This window comes from Pseudomonas lurida (assembly GCF_002563895.1).
GTDB lineage: Bacteria > Pseudomonadota > Gammaproteobacteria > Pseudomonadales > Pseudomonadaceae > Aquipseudomonas > Aquipseudomonas lurida.
Window position 1 is genome coordinate 3,890,219 of sequence record NZ_PDJB01000001.1, and the last position, 15,166, is coordinate 3,905,384.

At 62.1% G+C, this 15,166-nt stretch carries 10 protein-coding genes; 7 read left to right on the plus strand and 3 right to left on the minus strand.

Annotated elements, in window-relative coordinates; all coding sequences use genetic code 11:
• Nucleotides 1–116: 116 nt before the first annotated feature.
• From ATH90_RS17565 to ATH90_RS17575, 3 genes are read left to right on the plus strand one after another with little or no spacing between them, the layout of a single operon-like run.
• A complete protein-coding gene (locus ATH90_RS17565) occupies nucleotides 117–3,338 on the plus strand; it encodes an efflux RND transporter permease subunit (protein ID WP_069077720.1) in 3,222 nt (1,073 codons plus the stop codon).
• Nucleotides 3,328–4,497 (plus strand): efflux RND transporter periplasmic adaptor subunit, encoded by a 1,170-nt coding sequence (locus ATH90_RS17570; protein ID WP_098466888.1) that lies wholly within the window; start codon nucleotides 3,328–3,330, stop codon nucleotides 4,495–4,497. The genes ATH90_RS17565 and ATH90_RS17570 overlap by 11 nt, the downstream gene beginning before the upstream one ends.
• Entirely contained in the window at nucleotides 4,481–5,899 is a 1,419-nt protein-coding gene (locus ATH90_RS17575; RefSeq protein ID WP_098466889.1) for an efflux transporter outer membrane subunit, read from the plus strand. The genes ATH90_RS17570 and ATH90_RS17575 overlap by 17 nt, the downstream gene beginning before the upstream one ends.
• 128 nt (nucleotides 5,900–6,027) lie before the next feature.
• Here the strand turns inward: ATH90_RS17575 and ATH90_RS17580 are convergent, their stop codons facing one another.
• Nucleotides 6,028–7,311, minus strand: coding sequence for a Zn-dependent hydrolase (locus ATH90_RS17580; protein ID WP_069077717.1), 1,284 nt, complete (start codon nucleotides 7,309–7,311; stop codon nucleotides 6,028–6,030).
• 178 nt (nucleotides 7,312–7,489) lie between these two features.
• A complete protein-coding gene (locus ATH90_RS17585; protein ID WP_034107288.1) occupies nucleotides 7,490–8,977 on the minus strand; it encodes an NCS1 family nucleobase:cation symporter-1 in 1,488 nt (495 codons plus the stop codon).
• A gap of 600 nt (nucleotides 8,978–9,577) precedes the next feature.
• Here ATH90_RS17585 and hydA point away from each other — a divergent pair.
• The 3 genes from hydA (at nucleotide 9,578) to preA (ending at nucleotide 13,822) form a co-directional block, all read left to right on the plus strand.
• A complete protein-coding gene (gene hydA, locus ATH90_RS17590) occupies nucleotides 9,578–11,017 on the plus strand; it encodes a dihydropyrimidinase (RefSeq protein ID WP_098466890.1) in 1,440 nt (479 codons plus the stop codon).
• A 163-nt stretch (nucleotides 11,018–11,180) separates the two neighbouring features.
• Nucleotides 11,181–12,548 (plus strand): NAD(P)-dependent oxidoreductase, encoded by a 1,368-nt coding sequence (locus tag ATH90_RS17595; RefSeq protein ID WP_034107292.1) that lies wholly within the window; start codon nucleotides 11,181–11,183, stop codon nucleotides 12,546–12,548.
• Nucleotides 12,548–13,822: an NAD-dependent dihydropyrimidine dehydrogenase subunit PreA gene (gene preA, locus ATH90_RS17600; RefSeq protein ID WP_034107294.1), complete on the plus strand. Its 1,275-nt coding sequence runs from the start codon at nucleotides 12,548–12,550 to the stop codon at nucleotides 13,820–13,822. The genes ATH90_RS17595 and preA overlap by 1 nt, the downstream gene beginning before the upstream one ends.
• 120 nt (nucleotides 13,823–13,942) lie before the next feature.
• On the opposite strand, the gene ATH90_RS17605 is transcribed toward preA, so the two are convergent.
• On the minus strand, nucleotides 13,943–14,563 hold the full coding sequence (locus ATH90_RS17605; protein ID WP_034107296.1) for a TetR/AcrR family transcriptional regulator: 621 nt from the start codon (nucleotides 14,561–14,563) through the stop codon (nucleotides 13,943–13,945).
• A 143-nt stretch (nucleotides 14,564–14,706) separates the two neighbouring features.
• Here ATH90_RS17605 and ATH90_RS17610 point away from each other — a divergent pair, with 143 nt between their 5' ends.
• On the plus strand, nucleotides 14,707–15,150 hold the full coding sequence (locus ATH90_RS17610; RefSeq protein WP_034107298.1) for a GNAT family N-acetyltransferase: 444 nt from the start codon (nucleotides 14,707–14,709) through the stop codon (nucleotides 15,148–15,150).
• Nucleotides 15,151–15,166 lie beyond the last annotated feature (16 nt).

A 15,166-nucleotide genomic window follows, 5' to 3' on the forward strand; every position in this document is an offset into this window, starting at 1 on the left:
ATGAAACGATCTTCAGCCCTTACCTAAATGTTCCTTCACCTGGCTGAAAGGTGCGTGTTAGGTGGGTCGCCTGAGACTGCCGGGGTTTGCAATCCTGCTCCTCTGGAGGTTCACGCATGCTCGGGCTGGTAAAGACCGCACTGCAAAAGCCGTACACGTTTATCGTGTTGGCCATATTCATCTGCATCATCGGGCCGATGGCGGCCCTGCGCACCCCCACTGACGTTTTCCCCGATATCGGCATCCCTGTGGTCGCCGTGGTCTGGCAGTACAACGGCCTGTCGCCGGACGCCATGGCGGGCCGGGTGATCTACACCTACGAACGCTCCCTGAGCACCACCGTCAACGACATCGAACATATCGAATCGCAATCCCTGCCCGGCATGGGCATCGTCAAGATCTTCTTCCAGCCCGGCGTCGATATCCGCACCGCCAACGCCCAGGTGACCGCGGTGTCACAAACCGTGTTGAAGCAAATGCCGCCGGGCATCACGCCGCCACTGATCCTCAACTACAGCGCCTCCACGGTGCCGATCCTGCAGATGGCGTTCTCCAGCCCGAGCCTCTCGGAAGCCAAGATCCGCGACCTGGTACAGAACAATATCCGCCTGCCCCTCAGCGCCCTGCCCGGCCTGGCCATGCCCACGCCAATGGGCGGCAAGCAACGCCAGATCACCCTTGACCTCGACCCGCAAGCGCTGGCCGCCAAGGGTTTGTCAGCCCAGGACGTGGGCAATGCCCTGGCGTTGCAGAACCAGATCATCCCGGTGGGCACGGCCAAACTGGGCCCCAACGAATACACGATCCTGCTCAACAACAGCCCCAAGGCCATCGATGAACTTAACGACCTGCCGATCAAGACGGTCGACGGTGCGCTGATCACCATCGGTCAGGTGGCCCACGTGCGTGACGGTTCGCCGCCGCAAACCAACATCGTGCGCGTCGACGGCCACCGCGCGGTGCTGATGCCGGCGCTGAAAAACGGCAGCATCTCGACCCTGTCGATCATCGACGGCATCCGCCAGATGCTGCCGCGTATCAACGAAACCCTGCCGCCATCGCTGAAGACTTCCCTGCTGGGCGACGCCTCGGTGTTCGTCAAGCAATCGGTGGGCAGCGTAGCCCAGGAAGGCATCATCGCCGCGCTGCTGACCAGCGCGATGATCCTGCTGTTCCTCGGCAGCTGGCGTTCGACGCTGATCATCGCCGCCTCGATTCCCCTGGCCGTGCTGTCGGCCATCGCACTGCTGGCGGTCAGCGGGCAAACCCTCAATGTGATGACCCTGGGCGGGCTGGCGTTGGCGGTGGGGATCCTGGTGGACGACGCCACGGTGACCATCGAGAACATCAACTGGCACCTGGAGCAAGGCAAGGCGGTGAAGACCGCGATCCTCGACGGTGCCGCGCAAATTGTCGGCCCGGCGTTTGTCTCGCTGCTGTGTATCTGCATCGTGTTCGTACCGATGTTTCTGCTGCAGGGCATCGCCGGCTACTTGTTCCGGCCGATGGCTTTGGCGGTGATATTTGCCATGGCGAGCTCGTTCATCCTCTCACGTACGCTGGTGCCGACCCTGGCGATGTTCCTGCTTAAGCCGCACATGCCGGAGCCCGGCGCCGGGCATCATCCAGAAGATGAATTCATCAATCACCATGAAGGTGAACAGCACACGAAACAGCGCAATGCCGTGCTGCAATCGGTGCTCAATTTCCAGCAAGGTTTCGAGCGCCACTTCTCCAATATCCGCGACACCTACCATGGCCTGCTGACCTTGGCCCTGGGCAATCGCAGGCGCTTTATCGTCGGCTTCCTGGCCTGTGTACTGGCGTCATTCCTGCTGCTGCCTAGCCTGGGCCAGGACTTTTTCCCGGCCACCGATGCAGGCGCCCTGGCCCTTCACGTGCGCTTGCCACTGGGTACGCGTATCGAAGAAAGCGCCGCCGCCTTCGACCGCATTGAAGCGCGGATTCGCGAAGTCATCCCCGCCCAGGAGCTGGATACCATTGTCGATAACATCGGCATCCCGCTCAGCGGCATCGACATGGCCTACAGCAGCAGCGGCACCATCGGCCCGCAAGATGGCGATATCCAGGTCAGCCTGAAAAAAGATCACGCCCCCACTGCCGACTACGTGAAAAAACTGCGTGAAGCCTTGCCGCAAAGTTTCCCTGGCAGTCACTTCGCCTTCCTGCCGGCGGACATCAGCAGCCAGATCCTCAACTTCGGCGCCCCGGCCCCGCTGGACGTGAAAATCTCCGGGCGCAGCGACGAAGAAAACCGCGCCTATGCGGTGGAGCTTGAACGTCGTTTGCAGCACGTTCCCGGCATCGCCGACCTGCGCATCCAGCAGTCCACCGGCTACCCGTCGCTGCAAGTGAACGTCGACCGCATGCGCGCCAACGGCCTGGGCATCACCGAGCGTGACGTGACCAACAGCATGGTCGCCTCCCTCGCCGGCAGCTCCCAGGTCGCGCCGACCTTCTGGCTGAACCCGGCCAACGGCGTGTCCTACTCCATTGTTGCGGCCACCCCGCAATACCGCCTCGACAGCCTGCCTTCGCTCGAGGCCCTGCCAGTGACCGGCGCCGACGGCAAGTCGCAGATCCTCGGCGGCGTCGCCACCATTTCCCGTGTGCAAAGCCCGGCGGTGGTCACCCACTACAACATCGAACCGACCCTGGACCTGTATGCCAACGTGCAGGGTCGCGACCTCGGCGGGGTAGCCCGCGATGTGCAGAAAGTGCTGGACGACACCGCGTCCATGCGCCCAAAAGGCGCGGTGATCAGCCTGCACGGGCAGATCGACGCGCTGCACGAAGCATTCAGCGGCCTGAGCTTTGGCCTGCTCGGTGCGGTGGTGCTGATCTACCTGCTGATCGTGGTCAACTTCCAGTCGTGGGTGGACCCGTTCGTGATCATCACCGCCTTGCCGGCCGCACTGGCGGGGATTGTGTGGATGTTGTTCCTCAGCGGCACGTCCTTGTCGGTGCCCGCCTTGACCGGCGCGATCCTGTGCATGGGCGTCGCCACGGCCAACTCGATCCTGGTGGTGAGTTTCTGCCGTGAACGCCTGGCCGAACATGGCGACGCGCTCAAGGCTGCACTGGAAGCCGGCTACACCCGCTTTCGCCCGGTGTGCATGACCGCCCTGGCGATGATCATCGGCATGTTGCCGCTGGCGATGTCCGAGGAGCAGAACGCCCCGCTTGGCCGTGCGGTGATCGGTGGGCTGATCCTCGCCACCACCGCCACCCTGTTGTTTGTTCCCGTGGTCTTCAGCCTGGTCCACGGTCGTCACCCTACTCGCGCAACTGCTGGAGAAACGTCTCATGTCGTCTGATCACAAACCCTCGCGCAAGCGTCTGATGCTCATGGGTGTCGGCGGCCTGACCCTGGCCGCCCTGTTGGTCGCCAACGGCCTGCACGCCCGCACCCTGCACGAGCGATCGGTCACTGCCTGGACCGAAACCGCCGCCGTCCCGCAAGTGATGGTGTTCCAACCGCAGCAAAACGCGGCGGGCGAAACCCTGCGGCTGCCCGCGCACCTGGAAGCCTGGAGCAAGGCGCCTATCCATGCCCGAGTCAGCGGCTACCTCAAGGACTGGAAGGCCGACATCGGCACCCACGTCAACGCCGGGCAAATACTCGCCGAGATCGACAGCCCCGACCTCGACCAGCAACTGGCACAAACCCACGCACGATGGGTGCAAGAACAGGCCAATGCACGCCTGGCCGCCACCACCGCCACGCGCTGGCAGAACCTGCTGGCCAGTCACTCGGTGTCGCGCCAGGAGGCCGATGAAAAAACCTCCAACGCCGCCGCGGCCAAGGCCAACGCCGAAGCCGCCGCTGCCGACTATGCCAGGCTGACGGCACTGGAGCGCTACAAGACGATACGTGCCCCCTTTGCCGGCACCATCACTGCGCGTAACACCGATATCGGCCAACTGATCAAGGCCGATACCGACAGCGACCCGGAGCTGTTCAACATCGCCGACACGCATCAATTGCGCCTGTATGTGCCGGTGCCGCAGAACTACGCGGCCGTCATCCACCAAGGTCTCGAAGCCGAGTTGACCGTGCCCGAGCATCCCGGCGAGCACTTCAAGGCGCGCCTGATCGGCGACTCCACCGCCATCGACCGCCGCTCCGGCACCCTGCTCGCGCAATTCGTGGCCGACAACCCCAACGGCGAGTTGCTGCCCGGCGACTACGCCGAAGCCACCCTGCCGGTGCCGGCTGATACCCATGGCGTGAGCATCCCGGCCAGCGCGCTGATCTTCCGTGCCCAAGGCACCCAAGTGGCGGTGTTGGATGCGCAGAATCATGTGCACCTGCAGGGTATTCACATCGGCCTCGACCTGGGCGAACGCCTGGTCATCGACCAGGGCCTGAAGCCTGCCGACCGCGTGGTCGACAACCCGCCTGACGCCCTGCGCGAAGGCGACCCGGTACAACTGGCCGATGCCTCAGGAGGTACGCATGCGCCCAAGGCTTAAGCCCCTCGCCGCATTGATGCTGCTGGCGTTGCAGGGCTGCTCGATGGCGCCCACCTACAAGGTGCCCTCTATTGACCTGCCCGCCCACTACCGCGAACAGACCAGCGATGGCCCCTGGCACAGCGCACAGCCGTCCGACCAACTGGCGCCGCAGTGGTGGACGCTCTATCACGACACGCGCCTGGACGACCTGCAACAGCAACTGCTCAAGGCTAACCCGGACCTGGCGGCGGCGCTGGCGCACTTCGATGCTTCCCAGGCGTATGCCAGTCAACTGCATGCCGGGCTGTTCCCGCAGATCACCGCCAGCGCGCAGCCATTGCGCCAGCGCCAGTCGGACTCGCGACCCTTGCGTGGGGATACGCAGCCGTCGGTGTACAACAGCAATACCGCAGGTTTCTCGCTGAGTTATGACCTGGACCTGTGGGGCAAGATCCGCAACCAGGTCGCGGCCGGCGATGCCCAGGCGCAAGCGTCCGGCGACGACCTGGCTGTGGCACGCCTGAGCTTGCAACATCAATTGGCGACGTTGTATGTGCAGCTCAATGGGCTGGATGCACAGGCGCGGATTCTCGACCGTTCGCTGGATGATTTCAGCCAGGCGCTACAACTGACCCGCAGTCGGTATGAGGGCCAGATCGCTTCCGAACTCGACCTGACCCGCGCGCAAAATCAGCTCGCCGAGGCCAAGGCACAGCGGGATGAAGTGCGTGGCCAGCGCAACCTCACCGAGCACGCCATTGGTGAATTGGTGGGTGTGGCGGCCAGCGGCTTCAGCCTGCCGCCGAGCCAGCGATTGATTGCACTGCCGGGGATCCCGTCGCAGTTGCCGAGCCATCTGCTGCAACGTCGTCCGGACATTGCGGCGGCGGAGCGTCGAGTGTTTGCCGCCAATGCCAATATCGGCGTGGCGAAAGCGGCGTGGTACCCGGATTTCAGCCTGACCGGCTTGATTGGCGGGCAAACCCAAGGGGTTGGTAACCTGCTGTCCGCCAGCAATCGCTATTGGGCGCTGGGGCCGTTGGTGAACGTGCCGATCTTTGATGGCGGGCGCTTGAGTGCCAACGAACGCCAAGCCAAGGCCGAGTTCGAAGAAGCCTCCGCGCACTACCGCAGCCAGGTGCTGAAGGCCGTGCGCGAGGTAGAGGATAACCTGGCGCAACTCAGGGATTTGCAACAGGAGGCGCAGGATGAACAAGCGGCGGCAGATGCAGCACAGCATACCCAAGCACTGGCGATGAACAGCTATCAGGCCGGGGCCGTGAGCTACCTGGACGTGGTGACGGCACAGACGGCGGCGTTGCAAGCGCAGAGGACATTGCAAGCGGTGCAGACGCGGCAACTGCAAGCCAGCGTAGGGTTGGTGACTGCGCTCGGCGGGGGTTGGCAGCCCGGCGCCTGACCTTGCATCATCGCAGGCAAGCCCGGCTCTCACATTTTCGAGTTGTGAACGCTTTCAACAATGTGGGAGCTGGCTTGCCTGCGATAGCGGTGGATCAACCAGTGAACACGTCACTGAACCACCGCGTTTCAGGCAGCGAGTTTGCCGCTGGCGATGGCCGCCGATGCCGCAACCATCGCCCTTAACAACACCGCACACCCCGCCGCCAAGTCATCTGGTGCGGCATTCTCGATCTCGTTGTGGCTGATGCCCCCCTCACACGGCACGAAGATCATGCCTGCCGGGCCGAGTTCGGCAACGAAGATCGCGTCGTGCCCTGCCCCGCTGACGATGTCCATGTTCGACAGGCCCAGGCCATTCGCCGCATTGCGCACAGCGTCTACGCAGCCTTTGTCGAAATACAGCGGCGGGAAGTCAGCGGTGGGTTCCATCTCAAAACTGAGCCCGTGTTTGGCGCAGGTGTCTTCAATGACCTGGCGCACCTGCGCAATCATCGAATCCAGGCGTGCCGGTTCCAGGTGACGGAAATCCAAGGTCATGCGCACTTCGCCTGGAATCACGTTGCGCGATCCTGGATAAGCCTGCAGGCAACCCACCGTCCCGCACGCATGGGGCTGGTGCCCCAGCGCCGCTGCGTTCACCGCCGCCACCACTGCCGCCGCGCCCACCAAGGCATCCTTGCGCAAGTGCATCGGCGTTGGCCCCGCATGCGCCTCAACCCCGCGCAGTTTCAGGTCGAACCACTTCTGCCCCAGTGCGCCGAGCACCACGCCGATGGTTTTCTTCTCGTCCTCAAGAATCGGCCCCTGTTCGATATGCGCCTCGAAATACGCACCGACCTTATGACCGCTTACCGGCCGCGAGCCCGCGTAGCCAATCGCATCCAGCGCATCGCCGACACTGACGCCCTCCCCATCCACCTTGGCCAAGGTGTCCGCCAGGGTAAATTTCTCGGCAAACACCCCCGAGCCCATCATGCACGGCGCAAAGCGCGAGCCTTCCTCATTGGTCCACACCACCACTTCCAGCGGCGCCTCGGTTTCCACCTTGAGGTCGTTAAGGGTGCGCAGCACTTCCACGCCCGCGAGTACGCCGAAGCAACCGTCAAACTTGCCACCGGTGGGCTGGGTGTCGATATGGCTGCCGGTCATCACCGGGGGCAGGTTGGGGTTGCGGCCGGGACGACGGGCGAAGATGTTGCCGATGCCGTCGATGGTCACGGTGCAACCGGCCTCCTCGCACCACTGCACGAACAGGTCGCGGGCCTTGCGGTCGAGGTCGGTGAGGGCCAGGCGACACACGCCGCCCTTGGGGGTGGCGCCGAGTCTGGCCAGGTCCATCAGCGACTGCCACAAGCGGTCGCGGTTGATGTGCTGATGGGTCGATTGCAGAACGTCGAGGGCAGCGTTCATGGGGGATCTCCTCAGGCTACATTTCTTATGGATTGACCTGATTCCAGTAATGGAATGCGGTCATGCATGTGGGCGCGGGCTTGCTCGCGAAGAAGCCGTATCAGTCGCCGCCAATGTCGTCTGGAAGAGCGCATTGGCGAGCAAGCCCGCTCTCACATTTGAATCGCGCTTCCACCTCTCACAACGGGGATTTGGCAGTGACCGGGCTGATGCCACGCCTGGCATTCAGCCCGTAATACAACACGCCACCCAACGCCGAGCCGGTAAACCAGCCATAGCTGTAGAACCAGCTGAACGCGTCACTGCCCAGCGACAGCAAGGTCAGCACCACTGGCACGCCAAAGGCGATGAAGCCACTCCAGTTCCACGCGGGGTAAACGTCATCGCGGTACAGCCCGGCAAGGTCCAGTTGCTGTTTGCGGGTGATGAAGTAGTCCACCACCATGATCCCGGCGATAGGCCCCAGCAGGCTTGAATAGCCGAGCAGCCAATTGGAATAGACGGTCTCCAGGCTCACATCGGAAACGATCAGCCCAAGCTTTTTCAGCAACTCGTGCCCCATCAACACCAGCCCTACCAGGCCAGTCAGGATCACGGCGGTGGTACGGTTGATCAGCTTGGGCGCGATATTCTGGAAGTCGTTGGTGGGCGAAACGATGTTCGCGGCGGTGTTGGTGGACAACGTCGCGATGATGATCAACGCCATGGCGATGGCCACCCACACCGGGCTCTGGATATGCCCGATCAGGGTCACCGGGTCGGAGACGCTGACGCCCACCAGCTTCACCGAGGCAGCGGTCATGATCACGCCGAGGGCGGCGAACAGGAACATGGTCAGCGGCAGGCCGAAAATCTGCCCGAGAATCTGGTCCTTCTGGCTGTTGGCGTAGCGGCTGAAGTCGGGAATATTCAACGACAGCGTGGCCCAGAAACCCACCATCGCCGTGAGGCCCGCCATGAAGTAACCGGTGAGGCTCGCGCCTTCGGGACGCTTGGGCGGGATCGCCATTAATTCGCTGATCGAGACATTGGGCATTGCCCACACCAGCAGGCCAATCCCCACCGCCACCAGCAGCGGCGCGGACAGGGTTTCCAGGCGCTTGATCGATTCGGCGCCACGCAGCACCACCCACAAGTTCAGGCACCAGAAAATCATGAAGCCAATCACTTCACCGGTGCCGCCGAGGGACTTCCAGCCCTCGAAGATCGAGCCCAGGAACAGGTGGATTGCAAGCCCGCCGAACATCGTCTGGATACCAAACCAGCCACACGCCACCAGCGCGCGGATCAGGCACGGGACGTTGGAACCGAGGATGCCGAACGAGGAACGCAACAGCACCGGAAAGGGTATGCCGTACTTGGTGCCAGGGAACGCGTTGAGGGTCAGCGGGATCAGCACCACGATATTGGCCAGCAAGATCGCCATCAGCGCCTCGCCTACCGACAAGCCAAAGTACGCGGTGAGTACGCCGCCCAACGTATAGGTGGGCACACAGATCGACATCCCGACCCACAGCGCGGTGATGTGCCACTTGTTCCAGGTGCGTTCATGCACCTTGGTCGGTGCCATGTCGTGGTTGTAGCGCGGGCTGTCGAGGACGTCGGGGCCGGCGTCGAGTTCGTACAGGCCGTTGCGTTCGATGACTTGCGATCTGTTCTGTTGCATGGCCGCTCCACGGTTTTTTCGAATTATTTTTGCTCGCCTGCAAACGATTGCAGGTGGCCGGAGTACCTCGTAAACAACATGACATCACGGGACCGGCCAGCCGCCACTGCACTCAATAACCGTGCCGACCGCTGCGCTTGAACCCGTACCGCTTATATAACTGGCTGATGTTATTCAGCTTTATTTCATTATCCGATCAGGCCTTCGGTACTTGTGGCGTTACTCAGGCTGGATAACACGGAAGTTATCCAAACCCTCAGGACTCAATCTGGTGCACCACAATTATTTTTATTTACCGCCTCCGTCAATAGGCATGTCTCAACCGCCTGATTTGCAATAAGAAATGTTGCTCAATTTGAGAACCTGTCAAGTGCGTCAAAATGGTGAGCGGCCGCTGCATTTTGGTGATTGCCGGATTTAATCCTTATTTTTCAATTAGTTAAACACTGTATAAGCTTATAAAAAATCTTCTTGCCCAATCGAATAACTCGGGCTAGTTTCTATTCCTGTCACCGATGACAGGATTTAACCGACCATCGGCAAGCCGCATTACAACACTTAGAACTGGCACAAGCCGGTCAAGCCTGTGAGGAACTCGACATGTCGCTGTTGATCCGTGGCGCCACCGTTATTACCCATGATGAAAGTTACCGCGCCGATGTGTTATGCGCAGGCGGTCTGATTCGCGCCATTGGCACGGATCTGGAGGTTCCCGCCGGCACTGAAATACTCGATGGCAGTGGCCAATACTTGATGCCCGGCGGCATCGACCCGCACACCCATATGCAATTGCCTTTCATGGGCACCGTCGCCAGTGAAGACTTTTTTAGTGGTACGGCAGCCGGCCTGGCGGGCGGCACCACGTCGATCATCGACTTTGTGATTCCCAACCCACAGCAATCCTTGATGGAAGCCTTTCACCAGTGGCGCGGCTGGGCGGAAAAATCCGCGTCCGACTATGGTTTTCACGTGGCGATCACCTGGTGGAGCGAGCAGGTGCGCGAGGAGATGGCCGAACTGGTCAGCCACCATGGCATCAACAGCTTCAAGCACTTCATGGCCTACAAGAACGCGATCATGGCGGCGGACGATACCCTGGTCGCCAGCTTCGAGCGCTGCCTGGAACTGGGCGCGGTGCCCACGGTGCATGCCGAGAACGGTGAGCTGGTGTATCACCTGCAACGCAAGCTGATGGCCCAGGGCATCACCGGGCCGGAAGCACACCCGCTGTCGCGCCCTTCCCAAGTAGAGGGCGAAGCGGCCAGCCGCGCGATCCGCATCGCCGAGACCATCGGCACGCCGTTGTACCTGGTGCACGTGTCCACCAAGGAGGCGCTGGATGAAATCACCTACGCCCGTGGCAAGGGCCAGGCGGTCTACGGTGAAGTACTCGCCGGCCACCTGCTGCTGGACGACAGCGTCTACCAGCACCCCGACTGGCACACCGCCGCCGGCTACGTGATGAGCCCGCCGTTCCGCCCGCGCGGGCATCAGGATGCGCTGTGGCATGGCCTGCAATCGGGCAACCTGCACACCACCGCCACCGACCACTGCTGCTTCTGCGCCGAGCAAAAGGCCGCTGGACGTGACGATTTCAGCAAGATCCCCAACGGCACCGCGGGTATCGAAGACCGCATGGCACTGCTGTGGGACGAAGGCGTCAACACCGGGCGCCTGTCGATGCATGAGTTCGTTGCACTGACCTCCACCAACACCGCGAAGATCTTCAACCTCTACCCGCGCAAAGGCGCGATTCGCGTGGGTGCGGATGCTGACCTGGTGCTGTGGGACCCCGAGGGTACGCGGACCATTTCCGCCAAGACTCATCACCAGCAGGTCGACTTCAACATCTTCGAAGGCAAGACCGTGCGCGGTGTGCCGAGCCACACCATCAGCCAGGGCAAGCTGGTCTGGGCCGATGGCGACCTGCGCGCCGAGCGCGGTGCCGGGCGGTATGTGGAGCGGCCGGCGTATCCGTCGGTGTTCGAGCAGTTGAGCAAGCGGGCAGAGCGCTCCAGGCCCACTGCCGTGAAACGCTGAAAGCGGCCTTGGGCCTACTGCGGGCAAGCCCGGCTCCCCCATTGTAACGATGTGAACCCGAACCAATGGGGGAGCGGGCTTGCCTGCGATAAGGCCAGTACAGGCAACACCAATAACCAATGCCCATCAGAGGCAGCACCTCAATAACCGTGAGGCCGACACCGTGATCCAGACCCTGACCCACCTTCCCCATCCCCACGAAGACGGGGCCACCCTCGCCAGCCATTTCACCGACCTGGCACCGCCCCTCAACGCGCGCCAGGCACAACTGGAAGCCTCGCGCTGCCTGTATTGCTATGACGCGCCCTGCGTGAACGCATGCCCCAGCGAGATCGACATCCCCTCGTTCATCCGCAATATCCACACCGAAAACGTACAAGGCGCAGCGCAGAAAATCCTCTCGGCCAACATCCTCGGCGGTAGCTGTGCGCGTGTCTGCCCTACGGAAATCCTGTGCCAGCAAGCCTGCGTGCGTAACAACGCCGAGGAGTGCGCGCCGGTGCTGATTGGCCTGTTGCAACGTTATGCCGTCGATAACGCGCACTTCACCGAGCACCCTTTCCACCGCGCCGCCGCCACCGGCAAGCGCATTGCCGTGGTCGGTGCCGGCCCAGCGGGCCTGGCTTGCGCCCACCGCAGTGCGCTGCACGGTCATGACGTGGTGATATTCGAAGCCCGGGAGAAAGCCGGTGGCCTGAATGAATACGGGATCGCCAAGTACAAACTGGTGGACGATTTCGCGCAGAAGGAGCTGGATTTTCTCCTGCAGATCGGTGGCATCGAGATCCGTCACGGTCAACGCCTGGGGGACAACCTCACGCTCAGCGAACTGCACCAGCAATTCGATGCAGTCTTCCTCGGGCTCGGCCTGGCCGCGAGCAAGCAGTTGGGCCTGCCCCACGAAGACGCGCCGGGCCTGCTCGCCGCCACCGACTACATCCGCGAGCTGCGCCAGGCCGATGACCTGACCCAACTGCCGCTGGCCGATCGCTGCATCGTGCTCGGCGCGGGCAATACCGCGATCGACATGGCCGTGCAAATGGCCCGCCTCGGCGCCCGCGACGTCAACCTCGTCTATCGTCGAGGCCTGGCAGACATGGGCGCCACCCAGCATGAACAGGACATCGCCAAGGCCAACCAGGTGCGCCTGCTGACCTGGGCCCAGCCCGATGCCGTGCTGCTGGATGACCTGGGCCATGTACGTGGCATGCGCTTTTTGCGCACGCGCATGGAGAACGGCCGACTGCACCCCACCGGCGAAACCTTCGAGCTGGCGGCCGATGCGATCTTCAAAGCCATCGGCCAGGGGTTCGACAACGAGGCGCTGCATGATCCACTGGCGCAGCAACTGCACCGCGTCGGCGAGCGCATCTTCGTCGACGAACAACTGCGCACCAGCATTCCCGGCGTATACGCCGGTGGTGATTGCGTCAGCCTCGGCCAGGATCTCACCGTGCAGGCCGTGCAACATGGCAAGCTGGCCGCTGAAGCCATGCACGCCCAACTCATGCTGAATGTGGAGGCCGCGTAATGGCCGATCTCTCGATTGTGTTCGCCGGTATCAAAGCCCCCAACCCTTTCTGGCTGGCCTCCGCGCCGCCCACCGACAAGGCCTACAACGTGGTCCGCGCCTTCGAAGCGGGCTGGGGCGGCGTGGTGTGGAAAACCCTGGGTGAAGACCCGGCGGCGGTCAACGTGTCGTCACGTTACTCGGCGCACTACGGCGCCAACCGTGAAGTGCTGGGCATCAACAATATCGAGTTGATCACCGACCGCTCCCTGGAGATCAACCTGCGCGAAATCACCCAGGTGAAAAAGGACTGGCCCGACCGCGCGCTGATTGTGTCGCTGATGGTGCCGTGCGTTGAAGAATCCTGGAAAAACATCCTGCCGCGGGTGGAAGCCACTGGCTGCGACGGTATCGAACTGAACTTCGGCTGCCCCCACGGCATGCCCGAGCGCGGCATGGGCGCGGCGGTGGGCCAGGTGCCGGAGTATGTGGAACAGGTGACGCGCTGGTGCAAGACGTATTGCTCGCTGCCGGTGATCGTCAAGCTCACGCCGAATATCACCGACATCCGCGTGGCGGCGCGGGCGGCCTATCGTGGGGGGGCGGACGCGGTGTCGTTGATCAACACCATCAACTCCATCACCAGCGTGGACCTGGAACGCATGGTCGCCCTTCCCGTCGTTGGCACCCAGAGCACCCATGGCGGTTACTGTGGTTCTGCGGTGAAGCCGATTGCACTGAACATGGTCGCCGAAATCGCCCGCGACCCACAGACGCAGGGGCTGCCGATCTGCGGCATTGGCGGTATCGGCAACTGGCGCGACGCCGCGGAATTCGTCGCCCTGGGTTGCGGCGCGGTACAAGTGTGCACAGCGGCGATGCTGCACGGGTTCCGGATTGTGGAAGAAATGAAAGACGGGCTGTCGCGGTGGATGGACAGTCAGGGCTACCAGAGCTTGCAGGAGTTTTCCGGGCGGGCGGTGGGCAACACCACGGATTGGAAGTACCTGGACATCAACTACCAGGTGATCGCGAAAATCGACCAGGCGGCGTGCATTGGCTGCGGGCGTTGCCATATTGCCTGCGAGGATACGTCGCACCAGGCCATCGCCAGTCTGAAGCAGGCGGACGGCACGCATAAGTACGAGGTGATCGATGATGAGTGCGTGGGCTGCAACTTGTGCCAGATCACCTGTCCGGTGGCGGACTGTATCGAGATGGTGCCCATCGACACCGGCAAGCCGTTCTTGAATTGGACGCAGGATCCGAGGAATCCCTACAGGGAGGCCGTGTAACCCCTTAGACCGCTATCGCAGGTAAGCCAGCGCCCCCATTTGACTGCAGCCCTTCAGGCCGAACGCGGTCAACTGGGGGGTTGGCTTGCCTGCGTCAAGGCCCTGCACCGACACGCAAATTCAAGGCTCCAATCCAATCCCGCGCAAGATCACACTGGTCACCGTCTGTATCGCCTTCTCGAACTGCATGTCCGACAACGGCTGGTGATCGTTGAGGATCTTCACCTGATGATCAAAGTCGGCATAGTGCTGGGTCGAGGCCCAGATCATGTAGAGCAGGCTCGACGGCTCCACTGGCAGGATACGTTTGTCTTCCACCCACTGGCGGATCTTCGCTTCCTTCATCTTGGCCCAGTCGTACAGGCTCGCGTCCAGCGCCTCGCCGAGGGTCGGCGCGCCGTGGATGATTTCGTTGGCCCAGACTTTCGAGCCATACGGCCGCGTGCGCGAGCGCTGCATCTTGGCGCGGATGTAACTGCTGAGCACCACCCGGGGGTCATCGAAGGTCTCGAAGCTCAGGGCGTCCTGCTTCCACACTTCCAGCAGGTCGAACAGCACAGCGCTGTACAGCTCGCTCTTGGTGGTGAAGTAGTAATGCAGGTTGGAGCGCGGCAGTTGCACTTCTTCGGCAATATCGGCCATGGCGGTGCTGCCATAGCCTTTTTCGGCGAAGATTTTCTCCGCCGCCAGCAGGATTTTTTCGACGTTGACCCGACGAATTCCGATCTTGTGATTGCCCATAAGGGCTCCCTGACAACAACTTGGCTTAAAGACTACCATCGGCTCTAGATCGCGGCGACAGGCCATAATGAAACTTCTGACGCGAACCTTTCCACCGAAAATCGGATTGGTTAGGATCGCGGTCCCCATGAAGGATCATTGCAATGACTATTCGACCTCGCGTGGCCGCCGACGACCCCGTGCTGGGAGCACTGTGGGAGCGCTCGGTACGCGCCACCCATGACTTCCTCCCCGAGGATGACATTCAACGCCTGCTCCCCCTGGTGCGCGACGCTTACCTGCCGATGCCTGCCCTGGATGTGTGGGTGTATGAGGACCCACTGGGTATCGCTGGTTTTATTGGCACTGGCGGGCACAATGTAGAAATGCTGTTTATCGACCCCGACCGTCGTGGCCAGGGCATCGGCCGCCAGTTACTGGACCACGCCCGCGCCCGTCACGACACCCTCACCGTCGATGTAAACGAACAAAACCCCCAGGCCGTGGGGTTCTACCTGCACTATGGTTTTATCCAGGTCGCGCGCTCGCCGCTGGATGGCGAGGGCAAGCCCTTTCCCTTGCTGCACATGGCTCTACCGACTCCCTGAACCCAAAGGTATTGAA